The organism is Giesbergeria sp. (assembly GCF_028686475.1).
GTDB lineage: Bacteria > Pseudomonadota > Gammaproteobacteria > Burkholderiales > Burkholderiaceae_C > Simplicispira.
In genome coordinates, this window is the sequence record NZ_JAQUCA010000010.1 from 1 (window position 1) to 15,229 (window position 15,229).

The following is a 15,229-nucleotide window of genomic DNA, read 5'->3' on the forward strand; positions in this document are numbered from 1 at the left end:
CACTCGGTTTACTCCCTACAAGGAAGTACGTCAAATCCTGCTGGCACGTTCTCCGGCGCTACTGAGCGTCAATCGGCTTGAGTTGGGTGCGCAAGCACGTCAACCAAGTGCGGATAAATCGTGAATAGTTTTGATTAGCTTTTTACGAGCAGTATGCCCATGCGTGTGCTGAACATTTCTTTCTCTGTCGCGGTGACCAGTTTGTGCAGTGCGCTGTTGCTGAGCGCTTGCACCGGCCCGCGCACCAAAGTGCTGGGGCCGCAAGAGAGTTTCGCTTCCGTCACCACCTATTCACGGCTGTTTGATGCCACGCCAGCACAAACCTGCGAGGCCGCGCGGCGCGCCCTGCTCAGCCAAGGCTACATCATCGAAACCAGCAACCCCGAGCTGATTGAAGGCAAAAAGAATTTTCAGCCCAATGGCGACACCCATTTGCAAATGCTGATTCGGGTGGTGTGCGTGCCCGAAGGCAGCGCTGGCAATATCAGCTTGGGCTTTGTTACGGCGGTGCAAGACAGCTACACCCTGAAAAAAATCAACAACTCGGCCAGTTTAGGCGTGGGGGGGGTTGGCTCGGTGTCTTTGCCATTTACCTCGGGCGGCGAATCGCTGGTCAAGGTAGGCAGCCAAACCATTGCCGCCGATAGCTTTTACGACAGCTTTTTTGATTTGGTCAAACGCTACCTGCTGGACAACACCACACCCAATGCAGATTGAGTTTTCTTAAACCACCAGCGGCTCGGGTTCTAGGCGGATACCAAAACGCTCATAGACGCTGGTTTGAATCGCTTTGGCCAGCGTCATGACCTCGCCGCCGGTCACGCTGTTGTCACCTTGGCCCCGATTCACCAGCACCAGCGCCTGTTTTTCATAAACCCCAGCCTTGCCCACGCTCTTGCCTTTCCAGCCGCAGGCATCAATCATCCAGCCAGCGGCCAGTTTGATGCTGCCGTCGGGCATCGGGTAATGCACAATTTTCGGGTCGCGCGCGATGATGTCTTGGCATTGCTCCGGCGTGACGGTCGGGTTTTTGAAAAAACTACCCGCATTGCCGATGATGGCCGGGTCGGGCAATTTGGCGCGCCGAATCTCACACACCCAGTCAAAAATTTGCTGTGGTGTTGGTGGAGCCTCGGCCTCAGCGGCGCGGCGTTGCAGCTCTACATAGCCCAATTCGGGCTTCCAAGGTTTGGGCAGACGCAAACGCACCCGCGTGATGATGGCCCGCCCGGCCAAGCCCATGCCACGCGGCAGGTCGTCGGTGCTGCTGCCTTGGGCCGGGGGGTGTTTGAACACCGAATCGCGGTAGCCAAAGGCACACTGCGCCGCATCCAAGGTAAAGGTTTGGCCGGTCAGCATGTCAAAAGCCTCCAATGACTCAAAACGGTCTTGCAGCTCCACCCCATAGGCACCAATGTTTTGCACCGGCGCGGCCCCGACGGTGCCCGGAATCAAGGCCATGTTTTCTAAGCCCGGCCAGCCTTGGGCCACAGTCCACGCCACCACATCGTGCCAAGACTCGCCCGCACCGGCTTCTACAATCCAAGCACGCTGCGTCTCTTGCCACAAGCGACGGCCCCGGATTTCCATTTTTAACACCACCGGCTCCACATCGCCGGTAAAGACGATATTGCTGCCACCGCCCAGCGCCAGCCACGGTTGTCGCCCCAGCAAGGGATGGGCGCGCAGCGCCTGCAAATCATCCACACTACGCACGCGCAGCAGGGTTTGGGCACGGGCCAAGATGCCAAAGGTGTTGCAAGGCTGTAAGGAAACGTTTTTCTCGACTAACATTGCCCGGATTGTCGCACTGGCCTGTTCGGGCCTTGCACCCCTGTGCGGCAGCTGTTTTTTGAAAGACCCTGACCATGCCCTCCTTTGATACCGTTTGTGAAGCTGATTTTGTTGAAGTAAAAAACGCCGTGGACAACGCGGCCAAAGAAATTGGCACCCGCTTTGACTTTAAGGGCACCTCTGCCGGCATCGAGCTGAAAGACAAAGAAATCACCCTGTTTGGCGATGCCGAGTTCCAATTGCAACAGGTAGAAGACCTGCTACGCAACAAACTGACCAAGCGCAACGTCGATGTGCGTTTTTTAGACATTGGCAAGCCGCAAAAAGTCGGCGGCGACAAGGTCAAGCAAGTCATCAAGGTGCGTAATGGCATCGAGAGCGAGTTGGCCAAAAAGCTACAAAAGCTGATTAAAGAAAGCAAGCTCAAGCTGCAAGCGGCCATCCAAGACGACAAAGTGCGCGTCACGGGCACCAAACGCGACGATTTACAAGCAGCAATGGCTTTGATTCGCAAAGATATTGCCGATATGCCCTTGTCGTTCAACAACTTCCGCGATTAAACCGATTTTTTTGCTTGCTACGCCATGCCCTTTATGCCCGCTCTTGCCGCTCCTTTACTGATGGCCACCCTGTTGGCGTTCACTGGCTCCTTGGCCAAGGCCCAAGCCGTAGCCTTGAGTGGTGTGTTGGGCAGTAAAGCGCTGTTGGTGGTGGGCAGCAATGCACCGCGCGCCGTGGCTGTGGGCGAAACACACCAAGGTGTGCGTGTGCTGTCGGTGGGCAAAGACGAGGCCGTGGTCGAGGTGCAAGGCCAGCGCAGCACCTTGCAGCTGGGCCAAGCCCCTGTGAATGTGCGCGGCAGCAGCGGCAGCGGCCAGCGCGTGGTGTTGATGGCCGATACCCGAGGGCATTTTGTGCAGCAGGGGCAAATCAACGGCCAGTCTATGTCGTTCATGGTGGATACCGGCGCTTCTACCATCGCCATCGGACAGGCCCAAGCGCAGCGTTTGGGTTTGGACTACCGCAGTGGCCAGCCGGTGCGTATGAACACCGCCAACGGCGTGGCCCAAGGCTGGCGCTTGCACCTTGATAGCGTGCGCCTAGGTGAAGTGCAAATAACGGGCTTAGAAGCCGTGATTACCCCCCAGCCGATGCCGCATGTGTTGCTGGGCAACAATTTTCTCAATTATTTTCAGATGACCCGCACCCCAGACCAGATGGTGCTAGAAAAGCGCCGTTGAGTGCCTGCCTGTCATGAATTCCAGAGCCGTACAGCACCGTCCAGCCCAAGACGAAGAATACGAAGATTTGTTGGGCCTGTGGGCCGATTTAGAGTCGGCCCTATCGGTGCTGTTGGCACATCCGCTACAAGTACGCAATTTTGCCGCCAAGGTGCGCCAGTGCGACCGTTGGTTGCAAGACTTGGTGGCACACGATATTGATGCCGCGCTCTACTTGATGTTCCAGTTGGCCTCGACTTCCACCGTGGGTTATAGCACCTCACACGCGCTGGTGTGCGCCACCTTGTGCCACATCATGGCCGGTGAGTTGGCCTTGTCGCAGCGCGAGCGCAATGCCCTGGTGCGCGCCGCCCTGACCATGAACATCGGCATGACAGCGCTGCAAGACGAATTGGCCAACCAGCACGAGCGCCCCAGTGCAGCGCAGCAGGAGGCCATTCGCAAGCACCCCGAAGAAGGCCAAGCGATTTTAGAACGCCTGTATGTGACCGACCACCTTTGGCTCGATGTGGTGGGGCAACACCATGTCAATCTACCCCAGCGCACCCCTTTGGCGGCCTTGGAAGAGCTAGACCGCCTCACGCGCGTCCTCAACACCATAGACCGCTACGCCGCCATGATCAGCCCGCGCCACAGCCGCCCTGGGCGCAGCACCACCGATTCGGTGCGCGCTTTGGTCGGCCCCGGCATTGACCAGCGTGATGAAGTGGGTTATCTGTTGGTACGCACGATTGGCCTGTGCCCACCGGGCACCTTTGTGCGCCTAGACAACGGCGACATTGCGATTGTGTTGCGCCGCAGCGACAAGGCCAATCTCCCCTTGGTTGCCAGCTTGGCCGATCGCAACGGCAAGCCTTACAGTCCGGCCAGGCTGCACCAAACCGCCGATAGCAAACCCAATATCCAATCGTCTTTGCCGCGTGCTGCCGTGACGATAGAACTCAACCACCGCACCATGATGCGCGTAGGCTTGTATGCCGCCCAACGCAGTATAGGCGTAGGTACTGGCAGCGTGGCGATACCCTAAACACGGAGCGGATAGGCTCCTTTTTTTGAAAAATTTTATGCCCAACACGCCCTTTGAACCGCTTATCACAATTCATAATCGTTCACATGCCCCGTCATGGCACGGGCTACCAAGTCACGGCTTAATCGGTCGCTGATGAGTTCGGCAAATTTATAGACAAAATTACGCAAATAAGCCCCGCGCTTGAACGCCACCCGCGCCACACTTTGGCCAAACAGGTGTCCTACCGGACGCACCAGCAAATCACCCACTGGGTCATCGCGCATCGCCATCTCGGCCACAATGCCTATGCCCAAGCCCAAACGCACGTAGGTTTTAATCACGTCCGAGTCAATCGCCTCTAAAGCGATGCGCGGTTGCAAACGGCGCGCCGCAAAGGCAGCATCAATCTTGCCACGCCCGGTGAAGGAAGGGTGGTAGGTAATCAGCGGCTCGTGGGCAATGTCTTCGATAGCGATACGTTCTTTTTGCGCCAAAGCATGGCCCGGTGGCAGCACCAGCACATGCTGCCATTCGTAGCAGGGCAAGGTCACCAGCTCGGGATAATCGGCCAATGATTCGGTGGCCATGCCAATCTCGGCCACCTCGTCAATCACCATGCGCGCCACTTGGTCGGGGGTGGTCTGGTGCAAACTGACGTTGACCTTGGGATAAGCCTCGCGCAGGCGTGCCACCGGCAGTGGCAGCACATAACGCGCTTGGGTGTGCGTGGTGGCAATGCTGAGCGTGCCGTTGTCTTGGGCGCTGAATTGCTCGCCAATGCGTTTCAGGTTGCTCACTTCGCCCATGATCAGCTCAATGCTCCGCAGCACATGCAGGCCCGGCTCGGTGATGCGCTTGAGGCGCTTGCCGTGGCGGGCAAAAATCTCTACCCCCAGTTCTTCTTCCAGCTCAATAATGGCCTTAGACACCCCCGGTTGTGAGGTGTGCAGCGCCTTGGCAGCTTCGGTCAGGTTCAGGTTGCGGCGTGCAGCTTCTTGCACGAAGCGGAATTGATGCAAATTCATATCAAATTTCTTATAAAGAATTGCATCATTATGGACTATTGGTCTATAAAAGACCGCGCAAGGGTTATGGCACCGGGAGCGTGCAGGCGATTTCGGCCATCAGGGCGGTCAGGCGTGGCTGCTCGCCGATGGCGGGTTGCACTGTCAGGGCGATGTTGGGGTGGGCGGCGCGCAAGGCGGCTACCAGCTGCGGCAGGTCTTCGCGGGCGTGTTTGCCGGTGCCCAAAAACATCGGCACCACGGTGATAGCGCGCAGGCCCTGTGCGTGCAGTTGCTGCACGGCGTGGGCCAAATCGGGCTGACAGCACTCCAAATAGGCACAACAGGCCAACACCTGCGGCTGGGTGGCGGCGATGTGCGCGCACACCGCTTCTATCGGTAAACACCACAGCGGATCGCGCGAGCCGTGGGCAAACAAAATAACACCGTGGGTCCAAGTAGTCATAAACACCAAGCACAAGAAGTGCGCCGCACCCTCAACGGCGCAACACCAACCAAGCAAAAGCAGCCAAGGACAACAGCGAATACAGCAAGCCCGGAATCGCTGCCGCTAACCACGGTGCCCAATGCTGCAAACTGCCGACAAAGCCAAACACGTTGTTGAGCAAAAAGAAGCTGATGCCCGCCATCACGCCACCAAACACATAACTGGCAATGCCACCCGAGCGGAAATGCAGGTAAGCAAACGGCAGCGCCAGCACCACCATCACCAAGCAGCTCAAGGGGTAAAACACCTTGCGCCAAAACTCGATTTCGTAGCGCTGCGCTGCTTGGCCGTTGGCCTCTAAGTGGCGGATGTATTGAAACAGGTCAATCGTGGCCATGCGGTCGGGTTTGAGTACCGCAGCCGCCACCATATCGGCACTGATTTGGGTTTTCCAGTGCCATTGTGGCCATTGCAAATGTTCTATGCGCGCTGGTGCCTCTGGGGCGGTCCAGTGGTAGCTGGTGTGGTCTATTTGCTGCAACAACCAGCCCCCTTCTGGCACGAATTGGGCGTGTGCAACATGGGTACGCGCCACCATGCGCCCTTGGGGGTCAAAGGCAAACAAGCGCAAATCCAACATTTGCCCTTCTGCCCCAAGCGCCCGCACATTGACGACAAAAGAAACCTCGCCTTGGGTTTCGCGCAGCCACGCGCCAGTGGCCCCGGTGCTAATCACCCCCCGGTATTTTGCTTTGACCAGCTGGGCCGCCCGGTCGGCCAGTGGGGCCAGATAATCCCCCACGGCAAAGGTCAGTACAACAAAAAATCCGCCCAAGGCCAGCAAGGTACGCAAAGCGCGCCACGGCCCCAAGCCGCTGGTTCGCATGATGGTGAACTCGGAGCTTTGTGCCAGCCTTGCCATCACAAAGATGGTGCCAATCAGTACCGTAATCGGTAGCAGCTCGTACAAATGATTGGGCAGCGCCAAAGCGATATACAACAACGCATGGCGAAGTTGGTAACCGGGGCTACGACCGACCCAGCGCAGCTCATCGACCAAATCGAAAAAGAAAAACAGCGCCAAAAAGCCCAGTGTGACAAACGCCACGGCGGCCAGCACTTCGCGGTAAATCAAACGGCGAATAGTTTTCATGCAGCGCTCCGACGCTGCCACCACTGGCGCGGGCTCCAATGGTAGTGGCGCATCGTCAACCACAGCCCCGCCAATGCCAGCGTACTGCCGTGCAGCAGTAACAGAAAATGCGGCAAACTGACCCGGCCCACCGCCACCCAACTTTGGCCTAAATTCAGCAGGTTGTAATACACAATAAAGGTAAACAGTGCCAACATCAGGTTGCCACTTTGGCTGGCGCGTGGGTTCACGCTGGCCAGCGCCAGCGCCAGTAGCACAAAGTTCAGGCCCGCGAAAACCAGCCCCAAGCGCCAACCCAATTCGGCTAGATGCAGCGGGGTAGGCTCGGCCCACAATTGGGCGGTGCTACGGGTTTTGAGTGGCTCTGCCCCAGCAGCACTATCTGCCGTGCTGGTGCCGATGCGGGTGCCATACTCCATAAATTGGCTGATTTTGCTGCCCGGCTGCTGGGTAAAGGTCTCGACACGCTGGCCGTGGCTCAAAACCACCATTCGCTCGCCCTCGCGCACCTCCACCTTGGCACTTTGGGCCGACGTAATGGATTCGCCTTGGGCATCGGTAGTGGCTATAAACACTTTGCTGGCCACATCGCCAGCGGTGCTATCGCGGTCAATAAAAAAGACGCGGCGGCCATTGGCTGATTCTTGGAACTCGCCCGGTGCAATGCGGTCAATGTCGCTGCGCTGCTCATACTGCACCCTGAGGGTCTGAATTTGCTGATTGGCCCAAGGCCAGACCAGCAAAGCCAACAAGGCAATCGCCAACAACACCGGCCAAGCAAAACGCAACAGCGGCCCCAAAAAGTTGAACAGCCCCCGGCCACTGGCAAACCAAATGACCATTTCGCTGTCGCGGTACATGCGCGACAAGGTGCTGACAATAGCGACAAACAGGCACAAACTCAGCAGCGTGGGCAACTGCCCGAGTACGGTAAAGCCCATGACCAGCATCACATCCGAAGGACTGACATTGCCGCGTGCGGCCTGACCCAAGGTGCGAATCAGCATCATGGTCATCACCACCGTGACCAGCACCACTAAAGTAGCGCCAAAGCTGCGTGCCAGCTCTTTGCGGATAGATGAATCGAATAACATTGCTTCAAACGAAAAGGCGCATTATGAACTTCGACTTAAAAACCCTGACACTATCTACCGCTGCCCACGAAAAATGCGATTTGCTCATCGTACTGGTGGCCGATGGCTTCATTCCCGGCAGCGATGCGCTGTCCACGCTGGCAGCTGGGGCCATCAAGGCGGGTGATTTGCAAACCAAAGCAGGCAAGATTTTGCCCTGCTACCAAGTGCCCACCGTGGCCGCACGCCGTGTGGTGCTGGCAGGCATTGGCAACGGCCAAGCTGCTGGCGCGCGCCAAGGCGTGCTGGCGCTGGCGGCTGCCCTCAGTGCGGGCGCGCCCAAACGCGCGGTAGTGTGCTTTGCTGGCCCCACCGAGGCCAGCGCGGTGGCTGCTGCCGTGGCGGCCCTGGCGCAGGCCAGCTACGTCTATACCGCTACCAAACCCAAAGCCGAGGCGCGCAGTCTGCAACGGGTTGTCATTGGGGTGCCAGACACCGCCGCTGTGGCCGATGCCTTTCACCACAGCGTGGCGGTGGCCACGGGGGTCGAGCTGGCGCGTGAATGGGGCAACCGCCCCGGTAACCATGCCACTCCCACCTTGTTGGCCCAGGCCGCCAAAGAATTGGCCAAGCAGCCCAATGTAGATTGCAAAGTGCTAGGCCCGACCGAAGTCGCCAAGTTGGGCATGGGGGCATTTCAAGCCGTGGCCCAAGGCACTGCCGAAGAACTGCGCTTTATCGAGTTGCGCTACCAAGGCGCGGCCAAGTCGCAAGCGCCTATCGTGCTGGTGGGCAAAGGCATCACCTTTGACAGCGGCGGCATCTCGCTCAAGCCCGGTGCCGAAATGGACGAGATGAAGTTCGATATGTGCGGTGCAGCCAGCGTGCTGGGTGTCTTCCGTGCCTTGGCCGAGCTGCAACCAGAAATCAACGTGGTTGGTTTGATTCCGGCCTGCGAAAATTTGCCCAGCGGCCAAGCGATTAAGCCGGGTGATGTGGTCACCAGCATGAGCGGCCAAACCATCGAAATTTTGAACACCGATGCCGAAGGCCGCCTGATTTTGTGCGATGCCCTGACTTACGCCGCGCGCTTCAAACCCAGTGCCATCATCGACATTGCCACGCTCACGGGCGCTTGCGTGATTGCCTTGGGGGGTGTCCGCAGTGGCCTGTTTGCCAGCGATGATGCCTTGGCCCAAGCCCTGCAAAATGCAGGCGAGGCCGCGCAAGACCCCTGCTGGCGCTTGCCCTTGGACGAAGAATATGCCGAGGGCCTCAAATCCAATTTTGCCGATTTGGCCAATGTTGCCGGTCGTCCCGGTGGTTCTATCACGGCGGCTAAGTTCTTGCAAAAGTTTGTCGGCAACACCCCGTGGGCGCATTTGGACATTGCTGGCACGGCTTGGAAGAGCGGCACCGCCAAAGGGGCCACAGGCCGCCCGGTGGCCTTGTTGGTGCAATACCTGCTCTACGCAAGCACCAGCAGCGCCAGTAACGCCAGTAACGCCAGTAACGCCAGTAACGCCAGTAACGCCAGTAACGCCAGTAACGCCAGTAACGCCAGCGCTACACCCGCTGCACTGGCCAAAGCCAGCCGCGCACCCCGCACCAAGGCCAGTAGCGCCAGCAAAGCCTAAAGCCCGGCGCTGCCATGACCACGCAAATCGCCTTTCACTTTAACGCCCCCGACAAGCTCTACTACGCTTGCCGGGTTGCGCGCAAGGCACAGCGTCAGGGGCAGCGCTTGGTGCTGACCGCCCCTCAGCAAACGCTGGCGCTGCTCGATGAAATGCTCTGGAACTTATCACCCTCAGATTTCATTCCCCATTGCAGCGCCGATGCCAGCGCGGAGCTATTAAAGGCATCACCGATTGTGCTGGCCCCCGACCCGCGCCAAGCCCCACAACACCGGCAATTGCTCATCAATCTGGGCAGCACCCTACCGCTGGGTTTTGAGCGCTTTGAGCGCCTGATTGAAATTGTCAGCAGGGATGATGAGCAAGACCGCCAACAGGCCCGCACCCGCTGGCGCAATTACCAAACCAGCGGCTACACCATCGTGCGCCACGACTTAGCCCTGTCCGCCCGCTAACCGAGAAGATACTACTTGCATGAGCCGAAACCCCAAGGCACCGCCGCGTTTTATTCCTACCCTGACCGAGGTGGTGCCACTGCCGCCACCCAGCGCACCGCCAGCTGCCGCACCAGAGCTTGCCCCTGCTCCCGCTGCCAGCGCAAGCCAGCCACCGCCGTGGCTGCTGGATATTCCTACTTTGGCCGATAGCATTGACGCACAGCTCAACGACCCCCCAGAAGCCCCGCCTGCACCGGCAACGCCCCCCCTGCACCGCCCAGCCCCCACCCCAGCACCGGCCTTGCACGCTAGCTTATCGGCAGCACAAGAAGCCCAGTTGGTGCAGCGCCTATTGCAACGGCTAGAAAACACCCTAGAGCAGCGCTTAGAACAGGCCATTGACCACATCGTGCAAGAGCAAATCGCCCTGATACTGCCGCGCTTGCGCCACGAGGTGCGTGGCCTGGTGCAACAAACCGTGGGCGAAGCGGTGGCGCAAGAATGGATTAATGCGCGCACACCGAATCGCCAAGACCTATCGCCCCCTCTCTGAAGCGTGCCACCTTTAGCGGCGCATTTGCAAGGCCCCAGGATTGACGATATTGGTGGGCGTGCCTTGCAGGTAGCGCAGCACATTGTCAAAGGCGGCACCAAAAGACTGCTCGTAACTGTCTTGCTCTACATAGCCAATATGCGGCGTGCAGACGCAGTTTTCTAGCCGCAACAGGGCGTGGCCTTGCAAAATAGGCTCGCTTTCAAACACATCTATTGCCGCCATGCCGGGGCGGCCTCGGTTCAGGGCGGCAATCAAGGCATCGGGGGCAATCAACTCGGCGCGCGAGGTATTGACCAGCAAGGCGCTAGGTTTCATGCTGGACAAATCATCCAAAGTGATGCTGCCTTGGGTCTCTGGGGTTAGTTGCAGGTGCAAGGACAGCACATCGCACTCGGCAAAGAACGCTTCACGGCTACTGGCCACCGCATAGCCATCTTGTTGCGCCCGCGCCAAAGAAGCCTCACGCCCCCAGACACACACCTGCATCCCAAAAGCGCGGCCATACCCGGCCACCAACTGCCCCACTTGGCCATAGCCCCAAATACCCAGCGTTTTGCCGCGCAACACTGCACCCAGGCCAAAGTTGGCCGGCATAGAACCGGCCTTGAGGCCCGATTGTTGCCAAGCCCCATGCTTGAGGTTGGCCACATACTGGGGCAGGCGGCGCATCGCGGCCATCAGCAGCGCCCACGTCAGTTCTGCCGGGGCCACGGGGGAGCCAATGCCCTCGGCCACTGCCACGCCACGCTCGGTGCAGGCCAGCACATCAATGTGGCTACCCACCCGGCCACCGGCTTGGGCAATCAGGCGCAGGCGCGGCAGCTTTTCTACCAGTTGGCGGCTGATGGGGGTGCGATCACGCAGCAGCACGATGATGTCGGCATCTTTGAGCCGCACCGATAGCTGCCCCAGCCCTTTGACGTTGTTGGTGTAAATCTTGAGGTTATAAGCATCAAGGCGAGAGGCGCAGTGCAGTTTACGCACAGCATCTTGGTAGTCGTCCAAAATGACGATATTGACTGTCATGCAGATCCTTTTTTTGCACGGGGAACGGCAAACCAATCGATGCAGCGGTACCACACAGTGCCGCCACTCAAAAGCCGAAGTTTACGCAAGGCACAGTGTCTACGGCAGCGCTTGGGTTTAAAGCTCCTCAATGCGCCGTGCTGGGTAGCTGTCCCAGCTTTGGCAGCCGGGGCATTGCCAAAAATGCTGGCGCGCTTCAAAACCACAGGCGGCACAGCGGTAGCGCATCAGGGGTTGAGCGGCACGTTCCACCGCCCGTTGCAGCCAAGGCTGCCATGCGGCGTGGCTGTGGGCTTCGAGGCGCAAGCAGTGCGCTGCTGCTACCAAAGAAGCCTCTTTCTCCAGATGCTGGGCATAGCGCAGTGCTGCCGGTGCCGAGGGGGAGCTGCTGCTATTTTCCAGGACGACAATGCCGTCCAGCACATCCAAGGCCGGAAATTGCCCATAATGCTGTAACAACAATGCCAATGTGGACGGCACCTGTCCGCAGGCTTGCGCCGCTTGGGCCAGCAAAGCAGCAGCCAACGGCAGGGCTTGCGGTATATCGTGCGCTAACTGGCTGAGGATGCGGACGGCCGCCTCGGCTTGGCCCTGTTGCAAGCGTAACCGGGCCAACTCTATGCGCGGGCGTGGGGCTTCGGGGGCCAGCTGCATCGCCTGCTCTAACAAGGTGGTGGCTTGGGGCCATTGGGCTTGTGCCATCAGTGCGTGCGCCTGCTCGCACAAATAATGGGCTTGGCGGGTACTGAAATCACCCTGCCCCGCTTGCTGCATTTTTTGCGCGATGGTTGTCGCTTGCGGCCAATCGCGTGAGCGCTCATGAATCGCCAACAGGGCCAATCGGCCTTGTTCTTCAAAGGCGGTACCTTCTAGGCGCAGTAAAGCCACCTCTGCCCGGTCTAGCAGCCCGGCCTTGAGAAAATCCAACGCCAAGGCATACTGCGCCCGGTCGCGGTCTTTGCGGTCTAAATCGCCACGCGCGAGCAAATGCTCGTGTACGCGCACCGCCCGGTCGTATTCACCCCGACGACGAAATAAATTACCCAAAGCAAAATGCAGCTCCGAGGTGTCGGGGTCGTGCTGTACGGCCTCGATAAAGGCATCAATGGCTTGGTCTTGTTGCTCATTGAGCAGGTAATTTAAGCCTTTGAAATACGCTTTGGGAGCGGTGCGGCTTTCGGCACGCAGTTGGCGCAAATCAAAGCGCGAGGCCAGCCAGCCCAGCATAAAAGCCAAGGGCAGGCCCAGCAAAATCCAAGACAAATCAAATTCCATGGGGTGGCTCGGTGCTGGCTGCTGCGGTAGCAGCGGAAGGAGGGGCAGCGGCATCAGCGGCAGCCGGTGGTGGTGCTGCTGCATGTTGTCGCTGCGCCGCGCAACGGTGCATCCACCAGCGCGGCACCATGCCCAGCACACCAGCCACCATACCCAAGGCAAAGGCGCTTAAAACCAACAGTACCATCGGGGCGCGCCACTGCGTACCAAAAAAGAAATACACCGTGGCATCTTGTTGGTTATTTAAGGCAAAAGCAAACAGGGTAAAAAAAATGGCTGCCTTGAGCAGCCACAGGAGGTATTTCATGGTCGGCCACATCCCCTTGTTGAGGGGGCCATTTTAAGACGACATGGCCATACTAGCAGCTTGCTGCTTTGTATTGGATGGTAAGCCTGCATCCACGGCCTCGCGCAGGGCTTTGCCCGCCTTGAAATGCGGCACCTGTTTGGCAGGAATTGCCACCGCCGCACCACTGCGCGGATTGCGCCCCATGCGCGGTGGGCGTGCATGGATAGAAAAACTACCAAAACCCCGAATTTCAATGCGCCGCCCTTGCTCTAGGCTGTGGCTCATCGCATCTAAAATCGTTTTGACGACCGCCTCGGTGTCGCGGCGGCTCAATTGTCCAAAACATTCTTCTAGTGCTGCCACTAAATCTGATCGGTTCATGGATTTTTACTAGCTTGTGCCAATTATCATGAAAAAAGCCGGGGCTGTGTTGGCACACAAACCCGGCTTTGGCTTGGCTTTTCAGCTAAAAGCGATAAAAGCGATTACTTGTCCGAGTTATCCAACTTGGCGCGCAACAAGGCACCCAAGCTGGTGGTACCGGCGCTTTCGCGGGCCGATTGCTGGCTCAGCGATTGCATGGCTTCTTGCTGTTCGGCTTGGTCCTTGGCCTTGATAGACAACTGGATGTTGCGTGTCTTGCGGTCGACGTTGACCACCACGGCAGTCACTTCATCGCCTTCTTTCAGCACGTTGCGTGCATCTTCGACGCGGTCGCGCGAGATTTCGGAGGCACGCAGGTAGCCGATGATGTCTTCACCCAGGTCGATTTCAGCGCCACGGGCATCCACGGTCTTGACCTTGCCAGTGACGATTTGGCCCTTGTCGTTGACGGTGACGAAGGTGGTGAACGGGTCGCCATCGAGTTGCTTGATACCCAAGGAGATGCGTTCGCGGTCCACATCGACAGCCAACACGATGGCATCGACTTCTTGACCCTTCTTGTAGTTACGCACGGCAGCTTCGCCGGTTTCGTTCCAAGACAGGTCAGACAGGTGCACCAGGCCGTCGATACCGGCAGCCAAGCCGACAAACACGCCAAAGTCAGTGATGGACTTGATGGGGCCCTTGACGCGGTCGCCGCGCTTGGTGTTTTGGGAAAACTCTTGCCAAGGATTGGCCTTGCATTGCTTCATGCCCAGGCTGATACGGCGCTTGTCTTCGTCGATTTCCAAGACCATGACTTCGACTTCGTCGCCCAGCGTGACCAGCTTGGATGGAGCGATGTTCTTGTTGGTCCAGTCCATTTCGGACACGTGTACCAAGCCTTCGATGCCGGGTTCGAGTTCAACAAATGCGCCGTAGTCGGCGATGTTGGTGATTTTGCCGAACAGGCGGGTGCTTTGAGGGTAGCGACGCGACACGCCCATCCAAGGGTCATCACCCATTTGCTTGAGGCCCAAGGAGACACGGTTCTTCTCGGTGTCAAACTTGAGAATCTTGGCGGTGATTTCTTGACCAGCCGTGACCACTTCGGAGGGGTGACGGACACGGCGCCATGCCATGTCGGTGATGTGCAGCAGGCCGTCGATGCCACCCAAATCAACAAACGCACCGTATTCGGTGATGTTCTTGACCACGCCTTGCACAATGGAGCCTTCTTTCAGGGTTTCCATCAGTTTGGCGCGTTCTTCGCCCATCGAGGCTTCGACCACAGCGCGGCGGCTCAGCACCACGTTGTTGCGCTTGCGGTCCAACTTGATGACCTTGAACTCCATCGTCTTGTTTTCGTAGGGAGTCAGGTCTTTGATTGGACGGGTGTCGATCAGGGAGCCGGGCAGGAAAGCGCGGATGCCGTTGACCAGCACGGTCAGGCCGCCCTTGACCTTGCCGCTGGTGGTGCCAGTGACAAATTCGCCGGATTCGAGGGCTTTTTCCAGCGCCAACCACGAGGCCAAACGCTTAGCGGTGTCGCGCGACAGGATGGTGTCGCCGTAGCCGTTTTCAATCGAGCCGATGGCCACAGAGACGAAATCGCCTACTTGGACTTCGACTTCGCCCTTGTCGTTCTTGAACTCTTCTAGCGGAACGTAGGATTCGGACTTCAGACCGGCATCCACCACAACAAAGTTGTGTTCTACACGCAACACTTCGGCGGGGATGACCTCACCGGAACGCATTTCGGTACGCTGCAAAGATTCTTCAAAAAGGGCGGCAAAAGATTCAGACATGTATTTCCTTGCCACTGACAGGTTGACCACAGCCCTATTGCCGTGGTTTCTAAGGCCGCCAGTGGTGGTTTGCAATGTGGCTAAAAGCCACGGGTTAAGTAAACAAAAAACCACAC

General features: G+C 58.2%; 16 protein-coding genes and 1 pseudogene. 7 read left to right on the forward strand and 10 right to left on the reverse strand.

What is annotated here, in order from left to right; genetic code table 11:
- Positions 1 to 159 precede the first annotated feature (159 nt).
- The gene (locus PHX60_RS08595; protein WP_300076764.1) at positions 160 to 717 is read left to right on the forward strand and encodes a DUF2242 domain-containing protein; all 558 of its coding nucleotides are present in this window, start codon (positions 160 to 162) and stop codon (positions 715 to 717) included.
- Positions 718 to 723: 6 nt separating this feature from the next.
- Here the strand turns inward: PHX60_RS08595 and murB are convergent, their stop codons facing one another.
- Positions 724 to 1,794: a UDP-N-acetylmuramate dehydrogenase gene (murB, locus tag PHX60_RS08600; RefSeq protein ID WP_300076766.1), complete on the reverse strand. Its 1,071-nt coding sequence runs from the start codon at positions 1,792 to 1,794 to the stop codon at positions 724 to 726.
- A gap of 74 nt (positions 1,795 to 1,868) precedes the next feature.
- Between murB and PHX60_RS08605 the strand changes: the two genes are divergently transcribed.
- From PHX60_RS08605 to PHX60_RS08615, 3 genes are read left to right on the forward strand one after another with little or no spacing between them, the layout of a single operon-like run.
- The gene (locus PHX60_RS08605; RefSeq protein ID WP_300076768.1) at positions 1,869 to 2,354 is read left to right on the forward strand and encodes a YajQ family cyclic di-GMP-binding protein; all 486 of its coding nucleotides are present in this window, start codon (positions 1,869 to 1,871) and stop codon (positions 2,352 to 2,354) included.
- Positions 2,355 to 2,387: 33 nt separating this feature from the next.
- Positions 2,388 to 3,035, forward strand: a complete 648-nt coding sequence (locus PHX60_RS08610; RefSeq protein WP_300076770.1) for a TIGR02281 family clan AA aspartic protease — start codon at positions 2,388 to 2,390, stop codon at positions 3,033 to 3,035.
- Between the two features lie 13 nt (positions 3,036 to 3,048).
- Entirely contained in the window at positions 3,049 to 4,062 is a 1,014-nt protein-coding gene (locus tag PHX60_RS08615; protein ID WP_300076771.1) for an HD domain-containing phosphohydrolase, read from the forward strand.
- 65 nt (positions 4,063 to 4,127) lie between these two features.
- Here PHX60_RS08615 and PHX60_RS08620 read toward each other — a convergent pair whose 3' ends face one another.
- The 4 genes from PHX60_RS08620 to lptF form a co-directional block, all read right to left on the reverse strand.
- Positions 4,128 to 5,069: a CysB family HTH-type transcriptional regulator gene (locus PHX60_RS08620; RefSeq protein WP_300076773.1), complete on the reverse strand. Its 942-nt coding sequence runs from the start codon at positions 5,067 to 5,069 to the stop codon at positions 4,128 to 4,130.
- A gap of 64 nt (positions 5,070 to 5,133) precedes the next feature.
- A complete protein-coding gene (locus tag PHX60_RS08625; protein ID WP_300076774.1) occupies positions 5,134 to 5,514 on the reverse strand; it encodes a CbiX/SirB N-terminal domain-containing protein in 381 nt (126 codons plus the stop codon).
- A 31-nt stretch (positions 5,515 to 5,545) separates the two neighbouring features.
- Positions 5,546 to 6,649 carry an LPS export ABC transporter permease LptG gene (gene lptG / locus PHX60_RS08630; RefSeq protein WP_300076775.1) on the reverse strand — a complete coding sequence of 368 codons (1,104 nt, stop codon included), beginning with the start codon at positions 6,647 to 6,649 and terminating at the stop codon, positions 5,546 to 5,548.
- Complete coding sequence (gene lptF / locus PHX60_RS08635; protein WP_300076777.1) at positions 6,646 to 7,743, reverse strand: LPS export ABC transporter permease LptF; 1,098 nt, start codon at positions 7,741 to 7,743, stop codon at positions 6,646 to 6,648. The genes lptG and lptF overlap by 4 nt, the downstream gene beginning before the upstream one ends.
- Before the next feature lie 23 nt (positions 7,744 to 7,766).
- On the opposite strand from lptF, the pseudogene PHX60_RS08640 reads away from it, so the two are divergent.
- The 3 genes and pseudogenes from PHX60_RS08640 to PHX60_RS08650 all read left to right on the forward strand — a co-directional run.
- A pseudogene (locus PHX60_RS08640) lies at positions 7,767 to 9,191 on the forward strand (leucyl aminopeptidase); the annotation flags it as partial.
- Between the two features lie 182 nt (positions 9,192 to 9,373).
- Entirely contained in the window at positions 9,374 to 9,814 is a 441-nt protein-coding gene (locus tag PHX60_RS08645; protein WP_300076781.1) for a DNA polymerase III subunit chi, read from the forward strand.
- Positions 9,815 to 9,833: 19 nt separating this feature from the next.
- Complete coding sequence (locus tag PHX60_RS08650; protein ID WP_300076783.1) at positions 9,834 to 10,349, forward strand: hypothetical protein; 516 nt, start codon at positions 9,834 to 9,836, stop codon at positions 10,347 to 10,349.
- 12 nt (positions 10,350 to 10,361) lie between these two features.
- Here PHX60_RS08650 and PHX60_RS08655 read toward each other — a convergent pair whose 3' ends face one another.
- The 5 genes from PHX60_RS08655 to rpsA all read right to left on the reverse strand — a co-directional run bounded on the left by PHX60_RS08655 (position 10,362) and on the right by rpsA (position 15,113).
- The gene (locus tag PHX60_RS08655) at positions 10,362 to 11,378 is read right to left on the reverse strand and encodes a D-2-hydroxyacid dehydrogenase family protein (RefSeq protein ID WP_300076785.1); all 1,017 of its coding nucleotides are present in this window, start codon (positions 11,376 to 11,378) and stop codon (positions 10,362 to 10,364) included.
- A gap of 117 nt (positions 11,379 to 11,495) precedes the next feature.
- Positions 11,496 to 12,653, reverse strand: a complete 1,158-nt coding sequence (gene lapB / locus PHX60_RS08660) for a lipopolysaccharide assembly protein LapB (RefSeq protein ID WP_300076787.1) — start codon at positions 12,651 to 12,653, stop codon at positions 11,496 to 11,498.
- The gene (locus PHX60_RS08665; RefSeq protein WP_300076788.1) at positions 12,643 to 12,960 is read right to left on the reverse strand and encodes a lipopolysaccharide assembly LapA domain-containing protein; all 318 of its coding nucleotides are present in this window, start codon (positions 12,958 to 12,960) and stop codon (positions 12,643 to 12,645) included. Before PHX60_RS08665 ends, lapB begins: the two co-directional genes overlap by 11 nt.
- Before the next feature lie 33 nt (positions 12,961 to 12,993).
- Positions 12,994 to 13,323: an integration host factor subunit beta gene (locus PHX60_RS08670; protein WP_300076789.1), complete on the reverse strand. Its 330-nt coding sequence runs from the start codon at positions 13,321 to 13,323 to the stop codon at positions 12,994 to 12,996.
- Between the two features lie 104 nt (positions 13,324 to 13,427).
- Complete coding sequence (gene rpsA / locus PHX60_RS08675) at positions 13,428 to 15,113, reverse strand: 30S ribosomal protein S1 (protein ID WP_300076790.1); 1,686 nt, start codon at positions 15,111 to 15,113, stop codon at positions 13,428 to 13,430.
- Positions 15,114 to 15,229: the final 116 nt, after the last annotated feature.